Origin of the sequence: Calidifontimicrobium sp. SYSU G02091 (genome assembly GCF_022631395.1) — a bacterium.
Classification (GTDB): Bacteria; Pseudomonadota; Gammaproteobacteria; order Burkholderiales; family Burkholderiaceae_C; genus Calidifontimicrobium; species Calidifontimicrobium sediminis.
Map to the genome: position 1 here is coordinate 32,108 of NZ_JALBGB010000021.1, position 20,818 is coordinate 52,925.

The 20,818-nt window shown below is 71.9% G+C and carries 20 protein-coding genes; 4 read left to right on the forward strand and 16 right to left on the reverse strand.

Features of this window, described 5'->3' with window-relative positions:
* Nucleotides 1-9: 9 nt before the first annotated feature.
* From folP to MOJ79_RS13095, 3 genes are all read right to left on the reverse strand, one after another.
* Nucleotides 10-876 carry a dihydropteroate synthase gene (gene folP, locus MOJ79_RS13085; protein ID WP_241924555.1) on the reverse strand — a complete coding sequence of 289 codons (867 nt, stop codon included), beginning with the start codon at nucleotides 874-876 and terminating at the stop codon, nucleotides 10-12.
* Between the two features lie 73 nt (nucleotides 877-949).
* Nucleotides 950-2,854: an ATP-dependent zinc metalloprotease FtsH gene (gene ftsH, locus MOJ79_RS13090; RefSeq protein ID WP_336606326.1), complete on the reverse strand. Its 1,905-nt coding sequence runs from the start codon at nucleotides 2,852-2,854 to the stop codon at nucleotides 950-952.
* Between the two features lie 145 nt (nucleotides 2,855-2,999).
* Nucleotides 3,000-3,698: an RlmE family RNA methyltransferase gene (locus MOJ79_RS13095; protein ID WP_241924556.1), complete on the reverse strand. Its 699-nt coding sequence runs from the start codon at nucleotides 3,696-3,698 to the stop codon at nucleotides 3,000-3,002.
* A 20-nt stretch (nucleotides 3,699-3,718) separates the two neighbouring features.
* Here MOJ79_RS13095 and MOJ79_RS13100 point away from each other — a divergent pair, with 20 nt between their 5' ends.
* Nucleotides 3,719-4,192, forward strand: a complete 474-nt coding sequence (locus MOJ79_RS13100) for a YhbY family RNA-binding protein (protein WP_241924557.1) — start codon at nucleotides 3,719-3,721, stop codon at nucleotides 4,190-4,192.
* A 75-nt stretch (nucleotides 4,193-4,267) separates the two neighbouring features.
* Here MOJ79_RS13100 and MOJ79_RS13105 read toward each other — a convergent pair whose 3' ends face one another.
* The 5 genes from MOJ79_RS13105 to MOJ79_RS13125 form a co-directional block, all read right to left on the reverse strand.
* A complete protein-coding gene (locus MOJ79_RS13105; RefSeq protein WP_241924558.1) occupies nucleotides 4,268-4,708 on the reverse strand; it encodes a DUF4149 domain-containing protein in 441 nt (146 codons plus the stop codon).
* A 13-nt stretch (nucleotides 4,709-4,721) separates the two neighbouring features.
* A complete protein-coding gene (gene greA / locus MOJ79_RS13110) occupies nucleotides 4,722-5,198 on the reverse strand; it encodes a transcription elongation factor GreA (RefSeq protein WP_241924559.1) in 477 nt (158 codons plus the stop codon).
* 104 nt (nucleotides 5,199-5,302) lie between these two features.
* Complete coding sequence (gene carB, locus MOJ79_RS13115; protein WP_241924560.1) at nucleotides 5,303-8,572, reverse strand: carbamoyl-phosphate synthase large subunit; 3,270 nt, start codon at nucleotides 8,570-8,572, stop codon at nucleotides 5,303-5,305.
* A 1-nt stretch (nucleotide 8,573) separates the two neighbouring features.
* Nucleotides 8,574-9,725 (reverse strand): glutamine-hydrolyzing carbamoyl-phosphate synthase small subunit, encoded by a 1,152-nt coding sequence (gene carA / locus MOJ79_RS13120; protein WP_241924561.1) that lies wholly within the window; start codon nucleotides 9,723-9,725, stop codon nucleotides 8,574-8,576.
* 174 nt (nucleotides 9,726-9,899) lie between these two features.
* On the reverse strand, nucleotides 9,900-10,304 hold the full coding sequence (locus MOJ79_RS13125; RefSeq protein WP_241924562.1) for a GlcG/HbpS family heme-binding protein: 405 nt from the start codon (nucleotides 10,302-10,304) through the stop codon (nucleotides 9,900-9,902).
* Nucleotides 10,305-10,513: 209 nt separating this feature from the next.
* Here MOJ79_RS13125 and MOJ79_RS13130 point away from each other — a divergent pair, with 209 nt between their 5' ends.
* Nucleotides 10,514-11,218, forward strand: coding sequence for a Bax inhibitor-1/YccA family protein (locus tag MOJ79_RS13130; RefSeq protein WP_241924563.1), 705 nt, complete (start codon nucleotides 10,514-10,516; stop codon nucleotides 11,216-11,218).
* A 123-nt stretch (nucleotides 11,219-11,341) separates the two neighbouring features.
* Here the strand turns inward: MOJ79_RS13130 and MOJ79_RS13135 are convergent, their stop codons facing one another.
* From MOJ79_RS13135 to surE, 8 genes are all read right to left on the reverse strand, one after another.
* On the reverse strand, nucleotides 11,342-12,580 hold the full coding sequence (locus MOJ79_RS13135; protein ID WP_241924564.1) for a glycerate kinase: 1,239 nt from the start codon (nucleotides 12,578-12,580) through the stop codon (nucleotides 11,342-11,344).
* A 109-nt stretch (nucleotides 12,581-12,689) separates the two neighbouring features.
* Nucleotides 12,690-14,066 carry an SLC13 family permease gene (locus tag MOJ79_RS13140; protein WP_241924565.1) on the reverse strand — a complete coding sequence of 459 codons (1,377 nt, stop codon included), beginning with the start codon at nucleotides 14,064-14,066 and terminating at the stop codon, nucleotides 12,690-12,692.
* Entirely contained in the window at nucleotides 14,063-14,497 is a 435-nt protein-coding gene (locus MOJ79_RS13145; RefSeq protein ID WP_241924566.1) for a hypothetical protein, read from the reverse strand. The genes MOJ79_RS13140 and MOJ79_RS13145 overlap by 4 nt, the downstream gene beginning before the upstream one ends.
* Before the next feature lie 179 nt (nucleotides 14,498-14,676).
* Entirely contained in the window at nucleotides 14,677-16,038 is a 1,362-nt protein-coding gene (gene rlmD / locus MOJ79_RS13150) for a 23S rRNA (uracil(1939)-C(5))-methyltransferase RlmD (RefSeq protein WP_241924567.1), read from the reverse strand.
* Nucleotides 16,035-16,298 (reverse strand): DUF3253 domain-containing protein, encoded by a 264-nt coding sequence (locus MOJ79_RS13155; protein WP_119292072.1) that lies wholly within the window; start codon nucleotides 16,296-16,298, stop codon nucleotides 16,035-16,037. The genes rlmD and MOJ79_RS13155 overlap by 4 nt, the downstream gene beginning before the upstream one ends.
* Nucleotides 16,299-16,335: 37 nt before the next feature.
* Entirely contained in the window at nucleotides 16,336-17,280 is a 945-nt protein-coding gene (locus tag MOJ79_RS13160; protein ID WP_241924568.1) for a peptidoglycan DD-metalloendopeptidase family protein, read from the reverse strand.
* 32 nt (nucleotides 17,281-17,312) lie between these two features.
* Complete coding sequence (locus tag MOJ79_RS13165; RefSeq protein WP_241924569.1) at nucleotides 17,313-18,113, reverse strand: protein-L-isoaspartate(D-aspartate) O-methyltransferase; 801 nt, start codon at nucleotides 18,111-18,113, stop codon at nucleotides 17,313-17,315.
* A complete protein-coding gene (gene surE, locus MOJ79_RS13170) occupies nucleotides 18,110-18,859 on the reverse strand; it encodes a 5'/3'-nucleotidase SurE (protein ID WP_241924570.1) in 750 nt (249 codons plus the stop codon). The genes MOJ79_RS13165 and surE overlap by 4 nt, the downstream gene beginning before the upstream one ends.
* 93 nt (nucleotides 18,860-18,952) lie before the next feature.
* Here surE and MOJ79_RS13175 point away from each other — a divergent pair, with 93 nt between their 5' ends.
* Complete coding sequence (locus MOJ79_RS13175) at nucleotides 18,953-19,930, forward strand: NADPH:quinone oxidoreductase family protein (RefSeq protein WP_241924571.1); 978 nt, start codon at nucleotides 18,953-18,955, stop codon at nucleotides 19,928-19,930.
* Nucleotides 19,931-20,073: 143 nt separating this feature from the next.
* Nucleotides 20,074-20,808: a LuxR C-terminal-related transcriptional regulator gene (locus tag MOJ79_RS13180; RefSeq protein WP_241924572.1), complete on the forward strand. Its 735-nt coding sequence runs from the start codon at nucleotides 20,074-20,076 to the stop codon at nucleotides 20,806-20,808.
* The last annotated feature ends 10 nt before the right edge of the window (nucleotides 20,809-20,818 follow it).

Sequence of the window (20,818 nt, forward strand, 5' to 3'; positions counted from 1 at the left end):
GTAGGAAGGTCAGGTGATTGTGCCGCCGCCGGCGGCGGGCGTCGCACCGGCGGCGGTCGCGGCGTGCCAGAGCTTCAACGCATCGACGGTCGGCGCGACATCGTGCACACGCACGATCGCGGCGCCGCGCTCGACCGCGAGCACGGCCGCGGCAAGACTCGCCGCCAGCCGCTCGCCGACCGGCCGTCCGGTGATCGCGCCGAGCGTCGACTTGCGCGACCAGCCGACGAGCAGCGGGTAGCCAGCACCGAGGAGCTCGCGCTGGCGGCGCAGCAGCTCGAGGTTGTGCGCCGCCGACTTCGCGAAACCGATGCCGGGGTCGACGACGATGCGCCGGGCGTCGATGCCGCGGGCGCGCAGCGCCCGCGCGCGCTCGTCGACGAAGGCGACGACCTCGGCGACGACGTCGTCGTACGCAGCCTGCTGCTGCATCGTGCCCGGCTCGCCGCGCATGTGCATCAGGCACACACCCGCGCGCGGGTGCGCGGCCACCGCGGCCAGCGCCCCCGGGCGCGTGAGCGCGCGCACGTCGTTGACGACGTCGGCACCGGCGTCGAGCACCGCGCGCATCACCTCGGGCGCGCTGGTGTCGACCGACACCGGCACGCCCAGCGTCACGGCGTGCCGCACGACGGGCAGCACGCGCGCGAGTTCCTCGTCGACGCTGGGCGTGACCGCACCGGGGCGCGTCGACTCGCCGCCGATGTCGAGCAGGTCGGCCCCCTCGGCGACGAGGCGCTCACAGTGCGCGCACGCGGCTGCCGCGTCGGCGTGACGGCCGCCGTCGGAAAACGAATCGGGCGTCACGTTGACGATGCCCATCACGCGCGGGCGCGACAGGTCGACGTCGAAGCGCGCGGTCTGCCAGAGGGCCATGTCAGCGAGGAAACTCGAGAAGCAAACGGCGACGGGGCCGCAGCCCCGTCGCAACGTCGTCAGCCGGTCACGTTCACGCCGCTGCCGGCGCGCCATCAGCACTGACCGGCGGCGTGCCGCCGCCGCTGCCACGCGGCGCCGAAGGCGTCCAGTCCTTCGGCGGGCGCGGCGGCTTGCCGTTCATGATGTCCTCGATCTGGTCGCCGTCGATCGTCTCCCATTCGAGCAGCGCCTGCGCCATCGCGTGCATCTTGTCCTTGTTGTCCTCGATCAGCTTGCGCGCGACGGCATACTGCTCGTCGATGATGCGCCGCACCTCGCGGTCGACCTTCTGCATCGTCGCCTCGGACATGTGGACCTGCTTCGTGATGCTGCGGCCGAGGAAGACCTCGCCTTCGTTCTCGGCGTAGACCATCGGGCCGAGCTCGTCGCTCATGCCGTAGCGCATCACCATGTCGCGCGCGAGCTGCGTCGCGCGCTCGAAGTCGTTGCTGGCGCCGGTGGTCATCTGGTTCATGAACACCTCTTCGGCGATGCGTCCGCCGAACAGCACCGAGATCGTCGACAGGATGCGCTCCTTGTCCATGCTGTAGCGGTCGCCCTCGGGCAGCTGCATCGTGACGCCGAGCGCGCGACCGCGCGGGATGATCGTGACCTTGTGCACCGGGTCGGTCTTTGGCAGCAGGCGCGCCACCAGCGCGTGGCCGGCCTCGTGGTAGGCGGTGTTGCGCCGCTCCTCCTCGGGCATGACCATGCTCTTGCGCTCGGGGCCCATCAGGATCTTGTCCTTGGCCTTCTCGAAGTCGACCATCTCGACGACGCGCGCGTTGCGGCGCGCGGCGAACAGCGCCGCCTCGTTGACGAGATTGGCCAGGTCCGCGCCCGAAAAGCCCGGCGTGCCGCGCGCGAGGATGTCGGGCTTGACATCCTGCCCCACCGGCACCTTGCGCATGTGCACGTTGAGGATCTGCTCGCGCCCGCGCACATCGGGCAGCGTCACGTAGACCTGGCGGTCGAAGCGGCCCGGGCGCAGCAGCGCCGGATCGAGGATGTCGGGCCGGTTGGTGGCCGCCATCACGATGACGCCGAGGTTGGTCTCGAAGCCGTCCATCTCGACGAGCATCTGGTTGAGCGTCTGCTCGCGCTCGTCGTTGCCGCCGCCCAGACCCGCGCCACGATGGCGGCCCACCGCGTCGATCTCGTCGATGAAGATGATGCACGGCGCGCTCTTCTTCGCCTGCTCGAACATGTCGCGCACGCGCGCCGCGCCGACGCCGACGAACATCTCGACGAAGTCGGAGCCGGAGATGCTGAAGAACGGCACCTTGGCCTCGCCGGCGATCGCCTTGGCCAGCAGCGTCTTGCCGGTGCCCGGCGGGCCGACCAGCAGCACGCCGCGCGGGATGCGGCCGCCGAGCTTCTGGAACTTCTGCGGGTCCTTCAGGAAGTCGACGAGTTCCTTGACTTCTTCCTTCGCCTCGTCGCAGCCGGCGACGTCCTGGAACGTGGTCGTGTTGTTGGCCTCGTCGAGCATGCGCGCCTTGCTCTTGCCGAAGCTGAACGCGCCGCCCTTGCCGCCGCCCTGCATCTGGCGCATGAAGTAGATCCACACGCCGATCAGCAGCAGCATCGGCCCCCAGCTGAGCAGGATGCTCATCAGCAGCGACGGCTCCTCGCGCGGGCGCACGTCGAAACGCACGTTGGCGGCGATCAGGTCGCCGACCAGCCCGCGGTCGAGGTACGTCGCCGTGCTGCGGATGCGCCGGTCGTCGCTGGTGGTGGCGATGATCTCGGTGCCGCTGGTGCTCTCCTGCAGCGTCACGTGCTTGATCCGCCCCGCGCGCACCTCCTCGAGGAAGTCCGAGTAACCGATCGTCGCGCCCGGCGCGACGCCGCGGTCGAACTGCTTGAAGACGGTGAACAGCACGAGCGCGATCACCATCCACACCGCGACCTTCGACAGCCATTGATTGTTCACCGCGACTCCTCGAAAACCTCCGCCGCCAAAACGGCAGAAAACCGTGCCAGAACTGAACCGTAATTGCGGTCGATTCTATGGGACTCAATATGCCCGCGCCGCCTGGCGGCACATGCCGGCAATCGACAGCCAAAGGGACCCGAATTCAACCGTTCGGGGCCACGCCGCCCGCCGTCATCCTCAGACCCCGGCCGACCAGAAAGGTTTCCGCCGAGCGGTCGCGCGACGCCTTCGGCTTGACCGGCTTGACGACGCGGAACGTCTTCTTGAACTGCTCGACGAGCTGGCTGTAGCCGCTGCCGTGGAACACCTTGCACACCAGCGCGCCGTCGGGCTTGAGGTGGCGGCGGGCGAAGTCGAGCGCGAGCTCGACGAGGTGCGCGATGCGCGCGGCATCGGCGCTCTCGATGCCCGACAGGTTCGGCGCCATGTCGGAGACGACGAGGTCCACCGCGCGGCCGGCCAGCGCCTCGTCGAGCGCCGCCACGACGGCCTCGTCGCGGAAGTCGCCCTGCAGGAAGGTCACGCCCTCGATCGGCTCCATCGGCAGCACGTCGAGCGCGACGATCGTGCCCTGCAGCGCGCCCGGCGCCGCGCCGCCGGCGCCGGCGGCCTTCGGCGCGAAGCGCCGGCGCAGGTACTGGCTCCAGGCCCCCGGCGCACTGCCCAGATCGACCACCACCTGCCCGGGGCGCACCAGCCCCAGCGCCTCGTCGATCTCCTTGAGCTTGTACGCCGCGCGCGAGCGGTAGCCTTCCTGCTGCGCCCGCTTCACATAGGGGTCGTTGATGTGATCGGCGAGCCACGCCTTGTTGACCTTCTTGCTCTTGGTCTTGATCTTCATTGCGCGTCGATAATAGGCCGATGCCCGCCCTGACCCTGACGCCCGCCGAGCGCAAGCAGCACCGCAGCGCCGCCCATCACCTCGACCCCGTCGTGACCGTCGGCGCCGACGGGCTGACCGAGGCCGTGCTGAAGGAGGCCGACGCAGCGCTCGCCGCGCACGGCCTGATCAAGGTGCGCGTCTTCAGCGACGAGCGCGAGACGCGCGAGGCGGTGCTCGCGACGCTGGCCGACCGGCTGAGTGCGGCGCCGGTGCAGCACATCGGCAAGCTGCTGGTGCTGTGGCGCCCGCCGGCGCCCAAGCCCAAGGCCGAGCGCGACGACCGTGCACCGGCGCCGAAAGTGGTCAAGATCGTCAAGTTCAGCAAGAGCGGCAACCACCGGCCGGTCGTCAAGAAGGTGCGCGTGCTCGGCAACCAGCGCGTGACGGCGGGCGGCCTCGTCAAGAAGGCGCGCAAGCGCGCCACCAGCATCAAGAAGACCGGCGCGGTCTGACGCGCCCGCGCGCGGCCGCCCGTCGGCCAACGGTGCGTCGCCACGCGAGCCGCACCACGCGCGGCGCCAGCGGCCTCAGCGCGGCGCGATGCCGGCGGCGGTGCACCGCCACGCGAGCACGAGCACGAGCAGCGCCTTGACGCCGAAGAACACGGTCGAGACGGCGTGCAGCGTGCCGAACGACCACGGCCCCTGCCCGGCGCGCGCCGCCGCCATCATCGGCTGCAGCGCGAAGTAGCCGGCCACGGTGCACAACAGCGCGCCCAGCACCAGCATCACCTCGGCCGTCATCGCCGGCGCGCCGTCGCGCGCGCGCCGGCGCTCGAGCAAAAAGAGCACCACGGCCGCCGCGAGGCTCAGGTAGGCCTCGCTGGCGAGCACACGGGCCACGACGCGGCCGGCGTCGGCGGTGGCCAGCGTCGCGAACGGCGCCGGCGTCGCGATGCCGGCCACCGCGAGCAGCACGCCGGCCCACAGCCCGGCGAGCAGCGCGCGCGCGCGCTCCACGCGGTTCATCGCGCCACCGCCGTCAGACGTAGCGCACGCCGACGATTTCGTACGTCTTGACGCCGCCCGGGGCGCGCACCTCGGCGACGTCACCGGCCGACTTGCCGATCAGCGCGCGCGCGATCGGCGAGCTGATCGAGATCAGCCCGAGCTTGAGGTCGGCCTCGTCGTCGCCGACGATCTGGTACGTCACTCGCGCGCCGCTGTCCTCGTCCTCGAGGTCGACGGTGGCGCCGAAGACGACGCGCCCGCCGGCGTCGAGCGTCGCCGGATCGATCACCTGCGCGGCGGCGAGCTTGCCCTCGAGCTCCTTGATGCGGCCCTCGATGAAGCCCTGCTTGTCCTTGGCGGCGTCGTACTCGGCGTTCTCCGACAGGTCACCCTGTGCGCGCGCCTCGGCGATGGCCTGGATCACGGCGTGGCGCTCGACCGTCTTGAGCCGCTGCAGCTCGTCCTTGAGCTTCTCGGCCCCGCGCTTGGTGAGGGGAATCATCGTCATGGCGTGCATCGCAAGCAGAAGAAAGGGCGAAACGGGACGGTGGAAAAGCAATCGCCGCCAGCGTCCGCGAGAACGCCGGCGGCGGTGTGTTCGAGACCCGGAGTTTAGTGCAGTTCCGCGTGCAGCTCCTGCACCGAGCGCACGACGAGGTCGGCGTCGTGCTTCAGCGCCTCGGTGGCGGCCTCGCAGCCGGCCATCGTCGTGTAGTAGGTGACGCGGTGGGCCAGCGCCGCGGTGCGGATGTAGCGCGAGTCGGCGATCGCCGTGCGTGTCTCGTCGACCGTCGTGAACACGAGCTGGATCTCGCCGGCCTTGACCATGTCGGCGATGTGCGGGCGGCCGTCCTTGACCTTGTTGACGACCTTCACCGGCACGCCGGCGGCCGCGATCGCGGCCGCCGTCCCCTTGGTCGCGACGAGCTTGAAGCCCAGTGCGTGCAGGTCGCGCGCCACGGCCACCGCGCGCGCCTTGTCGGCGTCCTTGACGGTGATCACGACGGTGCCGGCCTCGGGCAGCCGCGAGCCCGCACCGAGCTGGCTCTTGAGCATCGCCTCGGCGAACGTGGCGCCCACGCCCATCACCTCGCCGGTCGAGCGCATCTCGGGGCCGAGCACCGGATCGACGCCGGGGAACTTGTTGAACGGGAACACCGCCTCCTTGACGCTGAAGTAGTGCGGCACGACCTCGCCGCGCACCCCCTGCTGCGCCAGCGTGCGCCCGACCATGCAGCGCGCGGCGATCTTGGCCAGCGGCAAGCCGGTGGCCTTCGAGACGAACGGCACCGTGCGCGACGCGCGCGGGTTGACCTCGAGGACGTAGACGACGGCCGCGTCGCCCTCGCCCTGGATCGCGAACTGCACGTTCATCAGCCCGACGACGTTCAGCGCCCGCGCCATCAGCGCGGTCTGCCGGCGCAGTTCGTCCTGCAGCGACTTCGGCAGCGTGTACGGCGGCAGCGAGCAGGCCGAGTCGCCGGAGTGGATGCCCGCGGCCTCGACGTGTTCCATGATGCCGCCGATCAGCACCGCACCGCTGGCGTCGGCGATGCAGTCGACGTCGACCTCGACGGCGTCCTCGAGGAAGCGGTCGAGCAGCACCGGGCTCTTCTCGCTGACGCGCACCGCCTCGCGCATGTAGCGCTCGAGGTCCCTGTCGCCGTGCACGATCTCCATCGCACGGCCGCCGAGCACGTAGCTCGGACGCACGACGAGCGGGTAGCCGATCTCGTGCGCCATCGCCAGCGCCGCCTCCTCGGTGCGCGCGGTGCGGTTCGGCGGCTGCTTCAGCCCCAGCCGGTGCAGCAGCTGCTGGAAGCGCTCGCGGTCCTCGGCGACGTCGATGCTGTCGGGGCTGGTGCCCACGATCGGCACGCCGGCGCGCTCGAGGTCGAGCGCGAGCTTCAGCGGCGTCTGCCCGCCGTACTGCACGATCACGCCCTCGGGCTTTTCCTTGTCGACGATCTCGAGCACGTCCTCGAGCGTGACCGGCTCGAAGTACAGGCGGTCGGAGGTGTCGTAGTCGGTCGAGACCGTCTCCGGGTTGCAGTTGACCATGATGGTCTCGAACCCGTCTTCGCGCATCGCGAACGCGGCGTGCACGCAGCAGTAGTCGAACTCGATGCCCTGGCCGATGCGGTTCGGCCCGCCGCCGAGCACCATGATCTTCTTGCGCGACGTCGGGTCGGCCTCGCACTCGCCGCCTTCGGACTCGTAGGTCGAGTACAGGTAGGCCGTGGGCGTCGCGAACTCGGCCGCGCAGGTGTCGACGCGCTTGTAGACCGGGCGCACGCCCAGCGCGTGGCGCAGCGCGCGCACTGCGTGCTGGTCGGTGCCCAGGAGCTTCGCCAGCCGCCTGTCGGAGAAACCCTTGGCCTTGAGCCAGCGCAGCTCGGCGGCGCTGAGGCTGTCGAGCGTGCGCGCCGCGACCAGACGCTCGGTGGCCACGAGGTCCTCGATCTGCGCGAGGAACCACGGGTCGATCGCCGTCTCGTCGTGGATTTCGGCCAGCGTCATGCCGGCGCGGAATGCGTCGGCGACGTAGAGGATGCGCTCGGGCCCCGGCTCGCCGATCTCCTCGACGATCTCCTCGCGGTCGGTGCTGCGCTCGTCGAGCCCGCTGATGCCGGTCTCGAGTCCGCGCAGCGCCTTCTGGAAGCTCTCCTGGAACGTGCGGCCGATCGCCATCACCTCGCCGACCGACTTCATCTGCGTCGTCAGGTGCGCGTCGGCCTCGCGGAACTTCTCGAACGCGAAGCGCGGGATCTTGGTGACGACGTAGTCGATGGTCGGCTCGAAGCTCGCCGGCGTCGCGCCACCCGTGATGTCGTTCTTCAGCTCGTCGAGCGTGTAGCCCACCGCGAGCTTGGCGGCGATCTTCGCGATCGGAAAGCCGGTGGCCTTCGACGCCAGCGCCGAGCTGCGGCTCACGCGCGGGTTCATCTCGATGACGATCATGCGGCCGGTCTTCGGGTCGATCGCGAACTGCACGTTCGAGCCGCCGGTGTCGACGCCGATCTCGCGCAGGATCGCGATGCTGGCGTCGCGCATCAGCTGGTATTCCTTGTCGGTCAGCGTCTGCGCCGGCGCCACCGTGATCGAATCGCCGGTGTGGATGCCCATCGGGTCGAGGTTCTCGATCGAGCAGACGATGATGCAGTTGTCCGCGCGGTCGCGGACGACTTCCATCTCGTACTCCTTCCACCCGATCAGCGACTCCTCGATCAGCAGCTCGTTGGTGGGCGAGAGGTCGAGCCCGCGCTTGCAGATCTCCTCGAACTCCTGCGGGTTGTAGGCGATGCCGCCGCCGGTGCCGCCGAGCGTGAAGCTCGGGCGGATCACGACCGGGAAGCCCGTGCCGCCGGTCTCGGCGGCGATGCGCTCGCGCACCGCCTGCGCCTGCTCCCAGCTGTGCGCGATGCCGCTCTTGGCCGAGCCGAGCCCGATCGACGTCATCGCGTCCTTGAACTTGAGCCGGTCCTCGGCCTTCTCGATCGCGTGCTCGCTGGCGCCGATCATCTCGACGCCGTGCTTCGCGAGCACGCCGTGGCGGTGCAGGTCCAGCGCGCAGTTCAGCGCCGTCTGCCCGCCCATCGTCGGCAGCAGCGCCATCTTCTCGTGCGGGTGTTCGCGGCGCTCCTTCTCGATGATCTTCTCGACCACCTGCCACGTGATCGGCTCGATGTACGTCGCGTCGGCCATGCCCGGGTCCGTCATGATCGTCGCCGGGTTGCTGTTGACGAGGACGACGCGGTAGCCCTCCTCGCGCAGCGCCTTGCACGCCTGCGCGCCGGAGTAGTCGAACTCGCACGCCTGGCCGATGACGATCGGGCCGGCGCCGATGATCAGGATGCTGTGGATGTCCTGGCGCTTCGGCATCTCAGTGCGCCTCCATGAGCTTGACGAAGCGGTCGAACAGGTAGCCGATGTCGTGCGGCCCGGGGCTCGCCTCCGGGTGGCCCTGGAAGCAGAACGCCGGACGGTCGGTGCGCGCCAGCCCCTGCAGCGTGCCGTCGAACAGGCTCACGTGCGTGGCGCGCAGGTGCGACGGCAGCGTCTTGTCGTCGACGGCGAAGCCGTGGTTCTGGCTCGTGATGCTGACGCGGCCGCTGTCGAGGTCCTTGACCGGGTGGTTCGCGCCGTGGTGGCCGAACTTCATCTTGAACGTCTTCGCGCCCGAGGCGAGCGCCATGATCTGGTGGCCCAGGCAGATGCCGAAGGTCGGCAGCCCGGCGTCGATCAGCGTGCGCGCCGCGGCGATCGCGTAGTCGCACGGCTCGGGATCGCCCGGGCCGTTGCTGAGGAACACGCCGTCGGGCTTCATCGCGAGCACGTCGGCCGCCGGCGTCTGCGCCGGCACCACGGTGATGCGGCAGCCGCGGCTGGCGAGCATGCGCAGGATGTTGCGCTTGACGCCGAAGTCGTAGGCCACGACGTGCCACCGCGGCGCGTCGACGCGGCCGTAGCCGGCGCCGAGCGTCCACTCGGTCTCGGTCCACACGTACGGCTCGTGCACCGAGACGACCCGCGCGAGGTCCTGCCCGGCCATGCTCGGCGCGCCGCGCGCCGCCGCGATGGCCTGCTCGGCGTGCGCCGGCGTCACCGCGGTGCCGGCCGGCAGCGCGAGGATGCAGCCGTTTTGCGCGCCGCCGGTGCGCAGGATGCGCGTCAGCCGTCGCGTGTCGATGCCGGCGATCGCCACCGTACCTTCGCGACGCAGGTACGCGTCGAGCGTGGCCGTCTGGCGGAAGTTCGACGCACGCAGCGCCAGGTCTTTGACGATCAGGCCGGCGGCATGGACCTTCGACGCCTCGACGTCCTCTTCATTGACGCCGGTGTTGCCGATGTGCGGATACGTCAGCGTGACGATCTGCCGGCAGTAGCTCGGGTCGGTGAGGATTTCCTGGTAGCCGGTGAGCGCGGTGTTGAACACCACCTCGCCGACCGTGGCGCCTTCGGCGCCGATCGAGGTGCCCTGGAAGACCGTGCCGTCTGCAAGTGCGAGGAGAGCGGGAGGCAGGACGGGCAGCAAGACAGGACTCCGACGTGGAACGCCTCCGCCGCGCGCGTCGCACCCGCGCAGCAGCCCGCGCGGAGACCCCGCACGGGTCGGGAATTCAGGCCGGGAGGGGGTGCTGCGGACGCGGCGCGCGTCGGATGGCGCAAAGTGCGCGCATTGTAGCCGCGCCGCCCGCCGCAGGCGCGCTCAGCCCAGCGCCGCGATGCCGGCGCGCGCGATCTGCGCGTCCTCGCTCGACTTGACGCCGCTGACGCCGACCGCGCCGACGCAATGCCCGTCGACGACGATCGGCACGCCGCCCTCGAGCAGACCGTCGAGCCCCGGCGCGCTCAGGAACGAGGTGCGGCCCTGGTTGATCATGTCTTCGTAGACCTTGCTCTCGCGCCGGCCGAGCGCCGCGGTGCGCGCCTTGGCCGGGGCGATCTGCGCCGAGATCGGCGCCGCACCGTCGAGGCGCTGCAACCACAGCAGGTGGCCGCCGTCGTCGACGACCGCGATCGTCACCGCCCAGCCGTGGCGCTGCGCCTCGGCCTCGGCGGCAGCGGCGATCGAGCGGACGTCGTCGAGGGTCAGGCAGGGTCTGGTCTTCATCGTGGGGCGAACGGGTGCTGGGTGGGGGGTGCCGGTGGCGACGGGCCGGCCATCGCGGCCCGCACTGTAGTGCAAGTCGCGCCTCGCAGGCGCCGGCCGGCGCACGGCCATTCCGCCGCCGGGCAAACCCCGGCACGGGAGTCGGGAACTTAGAATGCGCCGCGCAGTCACACGGGCTGTCGTCCAACCCCCTGCGTCACGGAGGTCCCATGAACGAAAAGATCCAACCCATCTACACCGGCTACGGCGGCGGCGCCAGCAGTGCCTTGGCCGTCGAGCGCAACCGCGTGCTGCGCAACACGTACTGGCTGCTGGCGCTGTCGATGGTGCCGACGGTGCTGGGCGCCTGGATCGGCGTGAGCACCGGCATCGTCTCGCGCATGGGCGTCGGGATGAGCGCGATCGTGTTCCTGGCGGGCGCGTTCGGCTTCATGTTCGCGATCGAGAAGTTCAAGAACTCGTCGACCGGCGTGCTGCTGCTGCTCGGCTTCACGTTCTTCATGGGGCTGATGCTGTCGCGCATCGTCGGCGTCGTGCTCGGCATGAGCAACGGCGCGTCGCTGATCATGTACGCGTTCGGCGGCACCGCGGCGATCTTCCTCGGCATGGGCGCGCTCGCGACGACGATCAAGCGCGACCTGACGAACCTGGGCAAGTTCCTGTTCGTCGGCGCGATCATGCTGCTGGTGGCCGGCATCGCGAACCTCTTCTTCCAGTCCAGCGCGCTGATGATCACGCTGGCGGTGCTCGCGATCGGCATCTTCTCGGCCTTCATGCTCTACGACATGAAGCGCATCGTCGACGGCGGCGAGACGAACTACATCAGCGCGACGCTGGGCCTGTACCTGAGCCTGTACAACGTGTTCCAGAGCCTGCTGATGCTGCTCGGCGTGTTCGGCGGCGATCGGGAATAACGGCGCTTCCACGCCACCGGCGGGGCCTGCGGGCCCCGCTGTCGTTTGCGCCGCGCTTTTGCCGACGGTGTCCGCCACTTGGCAATGGCCGCCCGTGCACTCCACGCCGGGCCGCGCGGCGTCTCACGGCGCCGTCCCGAAGGCCGGGCGGCGGCTGGCGCCCAGGCGCGGCGAAGCGCCGCCGAGCATCAGGCCCACCGACACCATGCGCAGCGCGTCCTCGGCGGCGTGGCGCAGCAGCTTGCCGGCCTGCGCGATCGCCTCGTCGAGCGTGCAGGGCCGGCTGAGGATGCTGGCGAAGGCGTCGATGCCGTGCTGCAGGTTGACCTCGACACCGCGGCCGATGGTGCCGGCCAGCGCGATCACCGGCAGCCCGCGCTTCTTCGCGCGCATCGCCACTTCGGCGGGCACCTTGCCGAAGGGGGTCTGGTCGTCGAGGCTGCCTTCGGCCGTGATCACCAGGTCCGCACGGTCGATCAGCCGGTCGAGCTCGAGGTACTGCATCACGATGTCGTAGCGCGGGTGCAGCGTGCCGCCGAGCAGCGCGGCAAAACCAGTGCCGAGCCCGCCCGAAGCGCCGCTGCCGGGCTGCGTGCCCCAGTCGCGGCCAGTGGCCTCGCGGATGCGCAGCGACCAGTTCTGCAGCGCCTGCTCGAGCTGCACCACCTGCGCGGGCGTGGCGCCCTTCTGCGGGCCGAACACGCGCGCGACGCCACGTTCGCCCAGCAGCACGTTGTGCCAGTTCACCGCCGCGTCGAGCTGCACCCGCGCGAGCCGCGGGTCCAGACCGCCCAGGTCGATGCGCTGCAGGCGCAGCAGCTCGCCGCCACCGGCGCCGATCTCGTGTCCCTGCGCATCGAGCAGCCGCACACCGAGCGCCTGCACCATGCCCGCGCCGCCGTCGTTGATGCCCGAATCGCCGCAGCCGAGCAGCACGCGCTGCGCGCCGGCGTCGAGTGCGGCGCGGATCAGCTCGCCGACGCCGAAGCTGGTCGTGCGCATCGGGTCGCGCCGGTCGCGCGGCACCAGGCGCAGGCCCGCGGCGGCCGCCATCTCGATCACGGCGGTGCGGCACGCGCGGCCGCCGAGCAGGCCGAAGAAGGCGTCCACCGGTTCGCCCAGCGGGCCGGTCACGCGCACCGGATGCAGGCTGCCGCCGGTGGCGTTGACCAGCGCGGCCGTGAAGCCCTCACCACCGTCGGCCATCGGCGCCTTGATCACGCGGGCGCCGGGCATCACGTGGGCCACGCCCTCGGCGATGCGCTCGGCCGCTTCCTCGGCACTGAGGCTCTCCTTGAAACCCGAAGGGGCGATCAGTACGGTCATTGCGCGACGGCGCGGGTGCAGGCGGTGCAGGGTCATGGCGTTCTCCGAATCGGGTTGGTGTGTGCGCACCGAGCGCTGCGACGACGGCGTGATACGCCGGCCGATCACGGATCTGTCACCAATCGTGACCGGCGCCGCGCCCGCTTCAGCCCAGACCCTGCAGGGGCCACAGCACGGCTGCGCACAGCATCAGCAGCAGCCACAGCCCGGGCAGCAGCGCCAGCGCGAGGCCGGCGAGATCGCGCGGCGCGCAATGCGCACGCTCGCCGCTGGCGAACATCGCCACCGGCTTGGCGCTGATGCTCAGCGTCTGGCAGAAGCCGCTGCCGATGGCCATCACGAAGATCATCAGTGCCGGGTCGGCACCCGCCGCGGCCAGCGGGAGGGCGACGGTGGGAATCAGCACCGTCGCGCGCGCGGTGCGCGAGGTGATCACCAGATGCGACAGCAAGGCCACGAGGCACGCCAGCCCCAGCAGCGCCGCCGGGGCAAGCCGCTCGAGGGCCAGCGGCTGCAGCAGCGCCTGCGCCAGCCCGCGCGCCGCGCCGCTGGCGAGCAGCGCCTCGCCCATGACCAGCGTGGCGGCCATGAAGACCACGAGGTTCCACTCCACCTGCCGCAGCGTGCCCTTGAGGTCGGCACCCGTGAGCGGACGCACCGTCGCGAGCAAGGCGCCGCCCACGGCCACGATCGGCGCCGGCACGCCGTGCCAGCTGCCGGTGGCCCAGCCCAGCAGCGTGGCGGCCGTGACGGCAACCACCCCCCACTGCGCACGCGTCAGCGGCGCGCGTTCGGGTCGCGGCAGCGCCAGTGGCGTCCTGCGCTCGTCGCGCGTGAGGAACAGCCGCAGGATCAGCACGCAGGCCAGCGCGCTGGACGCCACGCCGAACGGCGCCGCGAGCGCGATCCACTCGACGAAGCCGGGCACCCGCGCACCGAGCCGCCCCATGAAATCCAGCGCGACCAGGTGCGCCCCGGCGCCGAGCATCGACACGCAAGCCGACAGCAGGATCACGCTCGGAAACAGCAGCGCCAGCGCGCGCACCAGGCGCGGCGCCTGCACGGCGCGGGCCAGTGCGAGGAACACCGGCAGCAGCAGTGCCGCGCGCCCCGAGGTGGACGGCACGACGAACGCCGTGGCGATGATGAACCCGGTGAGCCGCACCATCAGCGCCGCCGGCGTCGCCGCCGACGCCACCAGCTGCAGCGCCCAGCGCTCGGCCAGCCCGCTCGACTGCAGCACCGCCGCCAGCACGAAGGCGCCGACGAGCAGCCAGATGAACTCGTCGCCCAGACCGGCATAGAAGTGCCCGGCCGACGTCGAGCCGCCCGCCAGCAGCGCCAGCGCCGCGGCGAGCGCCACCGGCGTCTCGTCGAGCTCGAGCACCGTCCAGCCCACGACGGCCGCGGCGAACACGAACAGCGCCCACCGCGCTGCCGGTGCCAGCGCGGGCAGGCCCCAGTGCACCGCGGCGCCCGCAACGGCCAGCAGGGCGGCGGCAAGCCACACGCGCGGCGTCATCGCCAGCCGAGCACGTCGTGGCCGCGCGCGGCGAGGCAGCGCTCGACGTAGCCCTGGTAGACCTCGTCACCCTGGTTCCAGTCGAGCAGCAGCTTGGTCGCGACGCCGGTGGCACCACCGGCCGCGGCACCGCGCGCACGCTCCCAGACTTCGCGCGCGCCGCCGACGAGCGAGCCGACCGCGGTGGCCACGAAGCCCACGGTGCCGGCCGCCGCAGCCTGGCGGGCGACGGCCTCACCCTGCAGGCCGTTGCGCCCGACGCGGGCATCGGCGAGGCGGCTGCACTCGGCGATGTCGCGCCGCGCGCGCTCGTCGAGCACCACGGAGTCGGACTTCTTCGAATAGAGAACGGGCGCCGTGCTGGCACAGGCGCTCAACGCGAGCGCGAGCAACGCGATGGCCAGCCGGCCGATTCGGGGTGGACGGTTCATGGCAGTCTCCGCAGGATCGGTCACGGCCCACAGAGGCGCTCGCCGCGCCGGTGATACAGGCTGCTGCGCGGCGCATCGGGCGGTGACGCGACGGCCGCGGCATGCGGAGCAGCGGCGGTGCGCACCGTGCGGCGACGGCGATGCCGATCGGCTCGAAGGCGCCTCTGCCGCGCCCGGCGTCACCCGCGGTCGAAGACCGCCACGCTCTCGACGTGCGCCGTGTGCGGGAACATGTTGACCGCGCCCGCCGCGCTGCAGCGCCAGCCGCCCTGGTGCACGAGCAGTCCGGCGTCGCGCGCGAGCGTCGCCGGGTTGCAGCTGACGTAGACGATGCGCCGCGGCGGCGCCCAGCCCGCCGGCGCGCGCTGCTGCAGGTCGACGAGCGCCTTGGCGAGCGCGAACGCGCCTTCGCGCGGCGGGTCGACGAGCCAGCGCTCGGCGCGCCCAAGGGCGAGCAGCGCGTCGGCGTCGAGCTCGAACAGGTTGCGCGCTTCGAAGCGTGTGCGCTCCGCGAGGCCGTTGCGCACTGCGTTGTCGCGCGCGCGCTGCACCAGCGTCTCGCTGCCTTCGACGCCGAGCACCTCGCCCGCGCGCCTGGCCAGCGGCAGCGTGAAGTTGCCGAGCCCGCAGAACCAGTCGATCACGCGCTCGTCCGGCTGCGCATCGAGCAGGCGCACCGCGCGGTGCACCAGCACGCGGTTGATCGCGTGGTTGACCTGCGTGAAGTCGGTCGGCCGAAACGGCATCACGAGGCCGAACTCGGGCAGCGTGTAGGCGAGCTCGGCGCCGCCCTCGTCGAGCCGGCGCACCGAGTCGGGGCCTTTGGGCTGCAGCCACCACTGCACGCCGTGCGCGCGCGCGAAGTCGCGCAGGCGCGCGAGGTCGCTCGCCGACAGCGGCTCGAGGTGGCGCAGCACGAGTGCCACGACCGTGCCGCCGGGGGCCTCGCCGACCGCGAGCTCGATCTGCGGCAGGCGGTCGCGCGCGTCCATCGACGCCACCAGCGCGCGCAGCGGCACGAGCAGCGCGCCGACCGCCGGCGGCAGCACCGGGCACTGCGTCATGTCGGCGACATAGCTCGACTTGCGCTCGTGGAAGCCGACGAGCACACCGCCCTTCTTCGGCACGTGGCGCACCGACAGCCGCGCGCGGTAGCGGTAGCCCCAGGCCGGGCCCTCGATGGGGCGCAGCACGCGCCCGGGCCGCACCCTGCCGAGGTGCCACAGCTGGTCCTCGAGCACGCGCTGCTTGACCGCGACCTGCGCCGACGGGTGCAGGTGCTGCATCTTGCAGCCGCCGCAGGCGCCGGCGTGCAGCCCGAAGTGCGCGCACGCCGGCCGCACGCGCTGCGCGCTCTCGTCGCGCACCGCGGTCACCACCGCCTGCTCCCACTGCGCCTTGCGGCGCGTCACGTGCACCTGCACACACTCGCCGGGCAGCGCCCCCTCGATGAAGACCACTTTGCCCTGCGCATCGTGCGCCACCCCCTGCGCGTCGAGGTCGAGCGACTCGACGCGCAGCCACTCGTCCTCGGCTGTCATGCGACGCGATTATCCCGGCCGCCCCGCGCCAGCCGCACCGGGCCGCGCCACGGTGCCTGCGGGTCGAGCACCCGACCGCGCTGCGTGACGGTGACGCGGCCCTGCGCCGCGAGCGCACGCGCGACGGCGCGCACGTCGCTCATGTGCTCGCGCCAGGCAGCCGGCCACAGCAGGCGCGCCACCTCCGACGGGCACACGCTCGCGCCGGGGTTGCGGCGCGCGAACAGGTCGAGCAGCGCGCGCTCGATCGCACACGCCACATCGTCCGCCGGTGGCGGCGCCGGGGTCACGTCGCGTTCAGCGCGGCGGCAGCAGCCGCGCCGGATCGACCGGGCGACCCTGGCGCCGGATCTCGAAGTGCAGCTGCACGCGGTCGGCGTCGGTCGACCCCATCTCGGCGATCTTCTGGCCGCGCCGCACCGCCTGGTCTTCCTTGACCAGCAGGGTCTGGTTGTGCGCGTAGGCGCTGAGGTAGGTGTTGTTGTGCTTGACGATCACGAGGTTGCCGTAGCCGCGCAGGCCCGCGCCGGCGTAGACGACGCGGCCGTCGGCCGCCGCGAGCACCGGGTCACCGGCGCGGCCGGTGATCGCGATGCCCTTGTTGCGCGTCTCGTCGAACGCCGTGACGACCGGGCCCGCGGCCGGCCAGCCCCATGCAATGTCCTCGTCGGGGTCGCGCGCGGCTGCCGGTGCCGGCGCGGGTGCGGCGGCGGTGGGCGCCACCGGCGCGGCATTGTTGGGCGCCGGCACTGCGGCCACCGCCGTGGCTGGCGCCGCAGCCGGCGACGGGCCGACCGGCTGCGTGACGGCCGTGGCTGCCGCCGGCGACGACGCCGGCGCGGCCGCGCGCGGCTCGATCGGGCGCACCTCGGCGACGCCGGCAGCCGGACGCACCGGCGCCACCGTCGCCTCGCCGGGAGGCGGAACGACGCGCAGCACCTGCCCGACCTCGATCACGTTCGGGTTCTCGAGATTGTTCCAGCGCACGATGTCGCGCCAGTTCTGGCCCGTCTCGAGCCCGATGCGGATCAGCGTGTCGCCCGGCTTGACGACGTACTCGCCGGGCTTGGCCTGCGGCGCGGCAACCGTCGGCGTTTGCGTCGAAGGTGCGGCGGGCAGCTCGGGCCGCAGCACCGGCGAGCGCGATTCCACCGGCGCCGGCCGCGGTGCGGCACAGGCCGTCAGCAGCGCCGCGACGATCGTGACGGCGGTCAGTCGCCCACCGCTGCGCGAGAGATCCATCATCCGAGTGCGTTGACCAGCGCGTCGAGCATTCAGGCGACGCCGGATTTTAGGGGGACGAACTGCACCGCCTCGTGAAGGCGGCGTTGCAGACCCGTGGCATGGCGCTCGACGACGACGAGCGTCTGCCCGCGCCCGTCGGCGGCACGCACCGGCGCGACGAGCCGCCCGCCGACGGCAAGCTGATCGAGCCACGCGCTCGGCAGGTCGTCACCGCCCGCGGCGGCGATGATGCTGTCGTACGGCGCGTTCGGCGCGTGGCCGAGCATGCCGTCGCCCCAGACGAGGCGCAGGTTCGCGCGCGGCCACGCCGCCAGACGCTCGCGCGCGAGTTCGTGCAGCGGCCGCAGCCGCTCGACCGACACGACGTGGCGCGCCAGCCGCGAGAGCAGCGCGGCCTGGTAGCCGCAGCCGGTGCCGATCTCGAGCGTGCGCCCGAGCGGCGCCGTCGCGCCGGCCGGCCGGCCCTCGAGCAGCAGTTCGAGCATGCGCGCGATCACCGACGGCTTCGAGATCGTCTGGCCGTGGCCGATCGGCAGCGCGGTGTCTTCGTACGCCTGCGGCACCAGCGCACTGTCGACGAAGTGGTGGCGCGGCACGTCGGCAAAGGCCTGCAGCACCGCCACGTGACGCACGCCGCCGGCCTGCAGCCGCTGCACCATGCGAGAGCGCACGCCGGCCGAGTCGAGCCCGACACCGCTCGGCGAGCGCTGGCGGCGGGCGTCCTTGCTCGCCTCGGCCAACAGACGTTGGGGCCGGTGCGCGACCGGCGCCGCCGACGCGGGGGCCACGCGCTCGAGCGACAGCGGGAAACGCGGCGGGCGGCCGCTCACCGCGCCGCCTCGAGCAGCGTGCGCCAGCTGGGCAGCGCCGCGTGGTCGGTCAGATCGACCTGCAGCGGTGTGACCGACACGCGCCCGCTCGCGACGGCGAAGAAGTCGGTGCCCTCGCCGCCTTCGCGTGCGTCGCCGGCCGGGCCGATCCAGTAGATCGTCTCGCCGCGCGGGTTCACCTGCCGGATCACCGGCTCGCTCGCGTGCCGGCGGCCCAGCCGCGTGATCTGGCGCGGCAGGCGATCGGCGTCGGCGCGCGCCGGGATGTTGACGTTGAGCAGCCACGGCCCCGACGGCGGTGCCGCGAGCACCTGCTCGACGACCTGGCGCGCGACGCGCGCGGCCGCGTCCAGATGCTTCCAGCCCTTCTCGACGAGCGAGAAGGCGATCGCCGGGATGCCGAAGAGATACCCTTCCATCGCGGCGGCGACGGTGCCCGAGTACAGCGTGTCGTCGCCCATGTTGGCGCCGTTGTTGATGCCCGACAGCACGAGGTCCGGGCGGTGCGGCAGTAGCCCCGTCAGCGCGACGTGCACGCAGTCCGACGGCGTGCCGTTGACGACCTGTGCGCCGCTGGCGGCGTGGAACACGCTCAGCGGGCGGTTGAGCGTCAGCGCATTCGACGTGCCGCTGGCGTTCTGCTCGGGAGCGACGACGTCGATCTCGCCGAGTCCGCGCACCGCCTCGACGAGGGCGGCCAGACCGGGCGCGAGGTAGCCGTCGTCGTTGGCAATGAGGATGCGCATCGCCGCGCATTGTAGGAGGCGTCGCGCAGGCGACGGCGCACGGGCACGGGCTGCCTATCATCCGCGCACCCGAGAACACCGAGGAGATCGACGATGAAGGCCTGGCTGTGCGAATCGCTCGACGGCGTCGGCGCGCTGAAGTGGCGCGAGCTGCCGACGCCGCAACCGCAGCCCGGCCAAGTCCGCATCGCGATCCGCGCGGCGAGCCTGAACTTCCCCGACCTGCTCGTCGTCGAGGGCAAGTACCAGTTCAAGCCGCCGCTGCCGTTCGTGCCCGGCAGCGAGTTCGCCGGCCACGTCGAGGCCGTCGGCGACGGCGTCACGAACGTCGCGCCCGGCACCGCCGTCGCAGTGATCGGCAACAGCGGCGGCTTCGCCACGCACGCCTGCGTCGACGCGTCGCAGCTGATCCCGCTGCCAACGGGCTTCGAGGTCGAGCACGGCGCTGCGTTTGCGTTCACCTACGGCACCTCGCACCACGCGCTGCTCGACCGCGCACGGCTGCAGCCCGGCGAGACGGTGCTCGTGCTCGGTGCGGCCGGCGGCGTCGGTACCGCGGCGCTGCAGATCGCCAAGGCGGTGGGCGCACGCGTGATCGCGGCCGCGTCGAGCGACGACAAGTGTGCGCGCTGCCGCGCGCTCGGCGCCGACGAAACGATCGCCTACGGCCGCGAGAACCTGCGCGAGCGCGTCAAGGAGATCACTGGCGGGAAGGGCGTCGACGTCGTCTATGACCCGGTCGGCGGCGAGCTGGCCGACCCGGCGTTCCGCTCGCTCGCCTGGCGCGGGCGCTACCTCGTCGTCGGCTTCGCGGCCGGTACGATCCCGGCGCTGCCGTGGAACCTCGCGCTGCTCAAGGGCGCGTCGCTGGTCGGTGTGTTCTGGGGCGACTTCGTGCGCCGCGAGCCGCAGGCCTTCGCGCAGGAACTGCGCGAGCTCGCGCAGTGGTACGCGCAAGGCCGCATCCGGCCCGTCATCGACAGCCGCCTGCCGATGTCGGCGCTGCCGCAGGCTTACGCACGCATGGCGGCACGCGACGTGCGCGGCAAGCTGCTGCTCGTCAACGACTGACCGCAGCGGCCGCCAGCGCCGTCGGTCGCGCGCCGCGCACGCTCCGAAGGGGGATGCGTGCGCTAAAGTGCGTCGCGCAGACTGAGCGCCCGTCCGTTGGGGCCGCACGACGCGGCGAGACGGGGCTCCGGAGGGGACGCCGCATGGCCGTCAAGGTCCTGATCGTCGAAGACAACCCGGTCGCGCGCGGCTTCCTCGCGCGCGTCGTGCGCGAGAGTTTCAGCGACACGATGACGATCACCGAGGCCGGCGACCTCGAGGCCGCGCGGCACCACGTGCAGCTCGCCGGCGGCGGCGACGGGCTGCACGGCGCCGATCCGTTCAAGCTGATCTTCGTCGACCTCGAGTTGCCCGACGGCAACGGTCTCGACCTGCTGTCGGCGCTGCGCCACTACCCGGCGACCAAGATCGTCACGACGCTGTACTCCGACGACGATCACCTGTTCCCCGCGCTGCAGTGCGGCGCCGACGGTTACCTGCTGAAAGAAGACCGCTTCGAGGTGCTCGTCGAGGAACTGCAGAAGATCGTGCGCGGCCAGCCCCCGCTGTCGCCGGCGATCGCGCGCCGGCTGCTGCTGCACTTCCGCGCCGGCGCAGCCGACGGCGCGAGCGCCGCCGCCGCGGGCCTGACGGCGGCATCGGGCCCCGTCAGCCGCCCGGTGCCGCTCGAGGCACTGCCCGAGCACGAGCGGCTAACGCCGCGCGAGACCGAGGTGCTGACCTACTTGAGCAAGGGCTTCACGATCAAGGAGATCGCGAGCCTGATGGGCATCAAGTGGTTCACCGTGAACGACCACATCAAGTCGATCTACCGCAAGCTCGACGTCTCCAGCCGCGCCGAAGCCGCCGTGCTCGCGACCAAGCACGGCCTCGTCTGATCCGCCGCGG

Bases quoted from the DNA above. Each gene is read 5' to 3' on its own strand.
- surE (WP_241924570.1), bottom strand. From the start codon at position 18,859: ATGCGCATCCTCATTGCCAACGACGACGGCTACCTCGCGCCCGGTCTG.
- MOJ79_RS13175 (WP_241924571.1), top strand. From the start codon at position 18,953: ATGAAGGCCTGGCTGTGCGAATCGCTCGACGGCGTCGGCGCGCTGAAG.
- MOJ79_RS13180 (WP_241924572.1), top strand. From the start codon at position 20,074: ATGGCCGTCAAGGTCCTGATCGTCGAAGACAACCCGGTCGCGCGCGGC.
- MOJ79_RS13160 (WP_241924568.1), bottom strand. From the start codon at position 17,280: ATGGATCTCTCGCGCAGCGGTGGGCGACTGACCGCCGTCACGATCGTC.
- MOJ79_RS13095 (WP_241924556.1), bottom strand. From the start codon at position 3,698: ATGAAGATCAAGACCAAGAGCAAGAAGGTCAACAAGGCGTGGCTCGCC.
- MOJ79_RS13145 (WP_241924566.1), bottom strand. From the start codon at position 14,497: ATGAACCGTCCACCCCGAATCGGCCGGCTGGCCATCGCGTTGCTCGCG.
- carB (WP_241924560.1), bottom strand. From the start codon at position 8,572: ATGCCGAAGCGCCAGGACATCCACAGCATCCTGATCATCGGCGCCGGC.
- MOJ79_RS13105 (WP_241924558.1), bottom strand. From the start codon at position 4,708: ATGAACCGCGTGGAGCGCGCGCGCGCGCTGCTCGCCGGGCTGTGGGCC.
- MOJ79_RS13130 (WP_241924563.1), top strand. From the start codon at position 10,514: ATGAACGAAAAGATCCAACCCATCTACACCGGCTACGGCGGCGGCGCC.
- folP (WP_241924555.1), bottom strand. From the start codon at position 876: ATGGCCCTCTGGCAGACCGCGCGCTTCGACGTCGACCTGTCGCGCCCG.
- MOJ79_RS13140 (WP_241924565.1), bottom strand. From the start codon at position 14,066: ATGACGCCGCGCGTGTGGCTTGCCGCCGCCCTGCTGGCCGTTGCGGGC.
- MOJ79_RS13100 (WP_241924557.1), top strand. From the start codon at position 3,719: ATGCCCGCCCTGACCCTGACGCCCGCCGAGCGCAAGCAGCACCGCAGC.
- rlmD (WP_241924567.1), bottom strand. From the start codon at position 16,038: ATGACAGCCGAGGACGAGTGGCTGCGCGTCGAGTCGCTCGACCTCGAC.
- greA (WP_241924559.1), bottom strand. From the start codon at position 5,198: ATGACGATGATTCCCCTCACCAAGCGCGGGGCCGAGAAGCTCAAGGAC.
- MOJ79_RS13125 (WP_241924562.1), bottom strand. From the start codon at position 10,304: ATGAAGACCAGACCCTGCCTGACCCTCGACGACGTCCGCTCGATCGCC.
- MOJ79_RS13135 (WP_241924564.1), bottom strand. From the start codon at position 12,580: ATGACCCTGCACCGCCTGCACCCGCGCCGTCGCGCAATGACCGTACTG.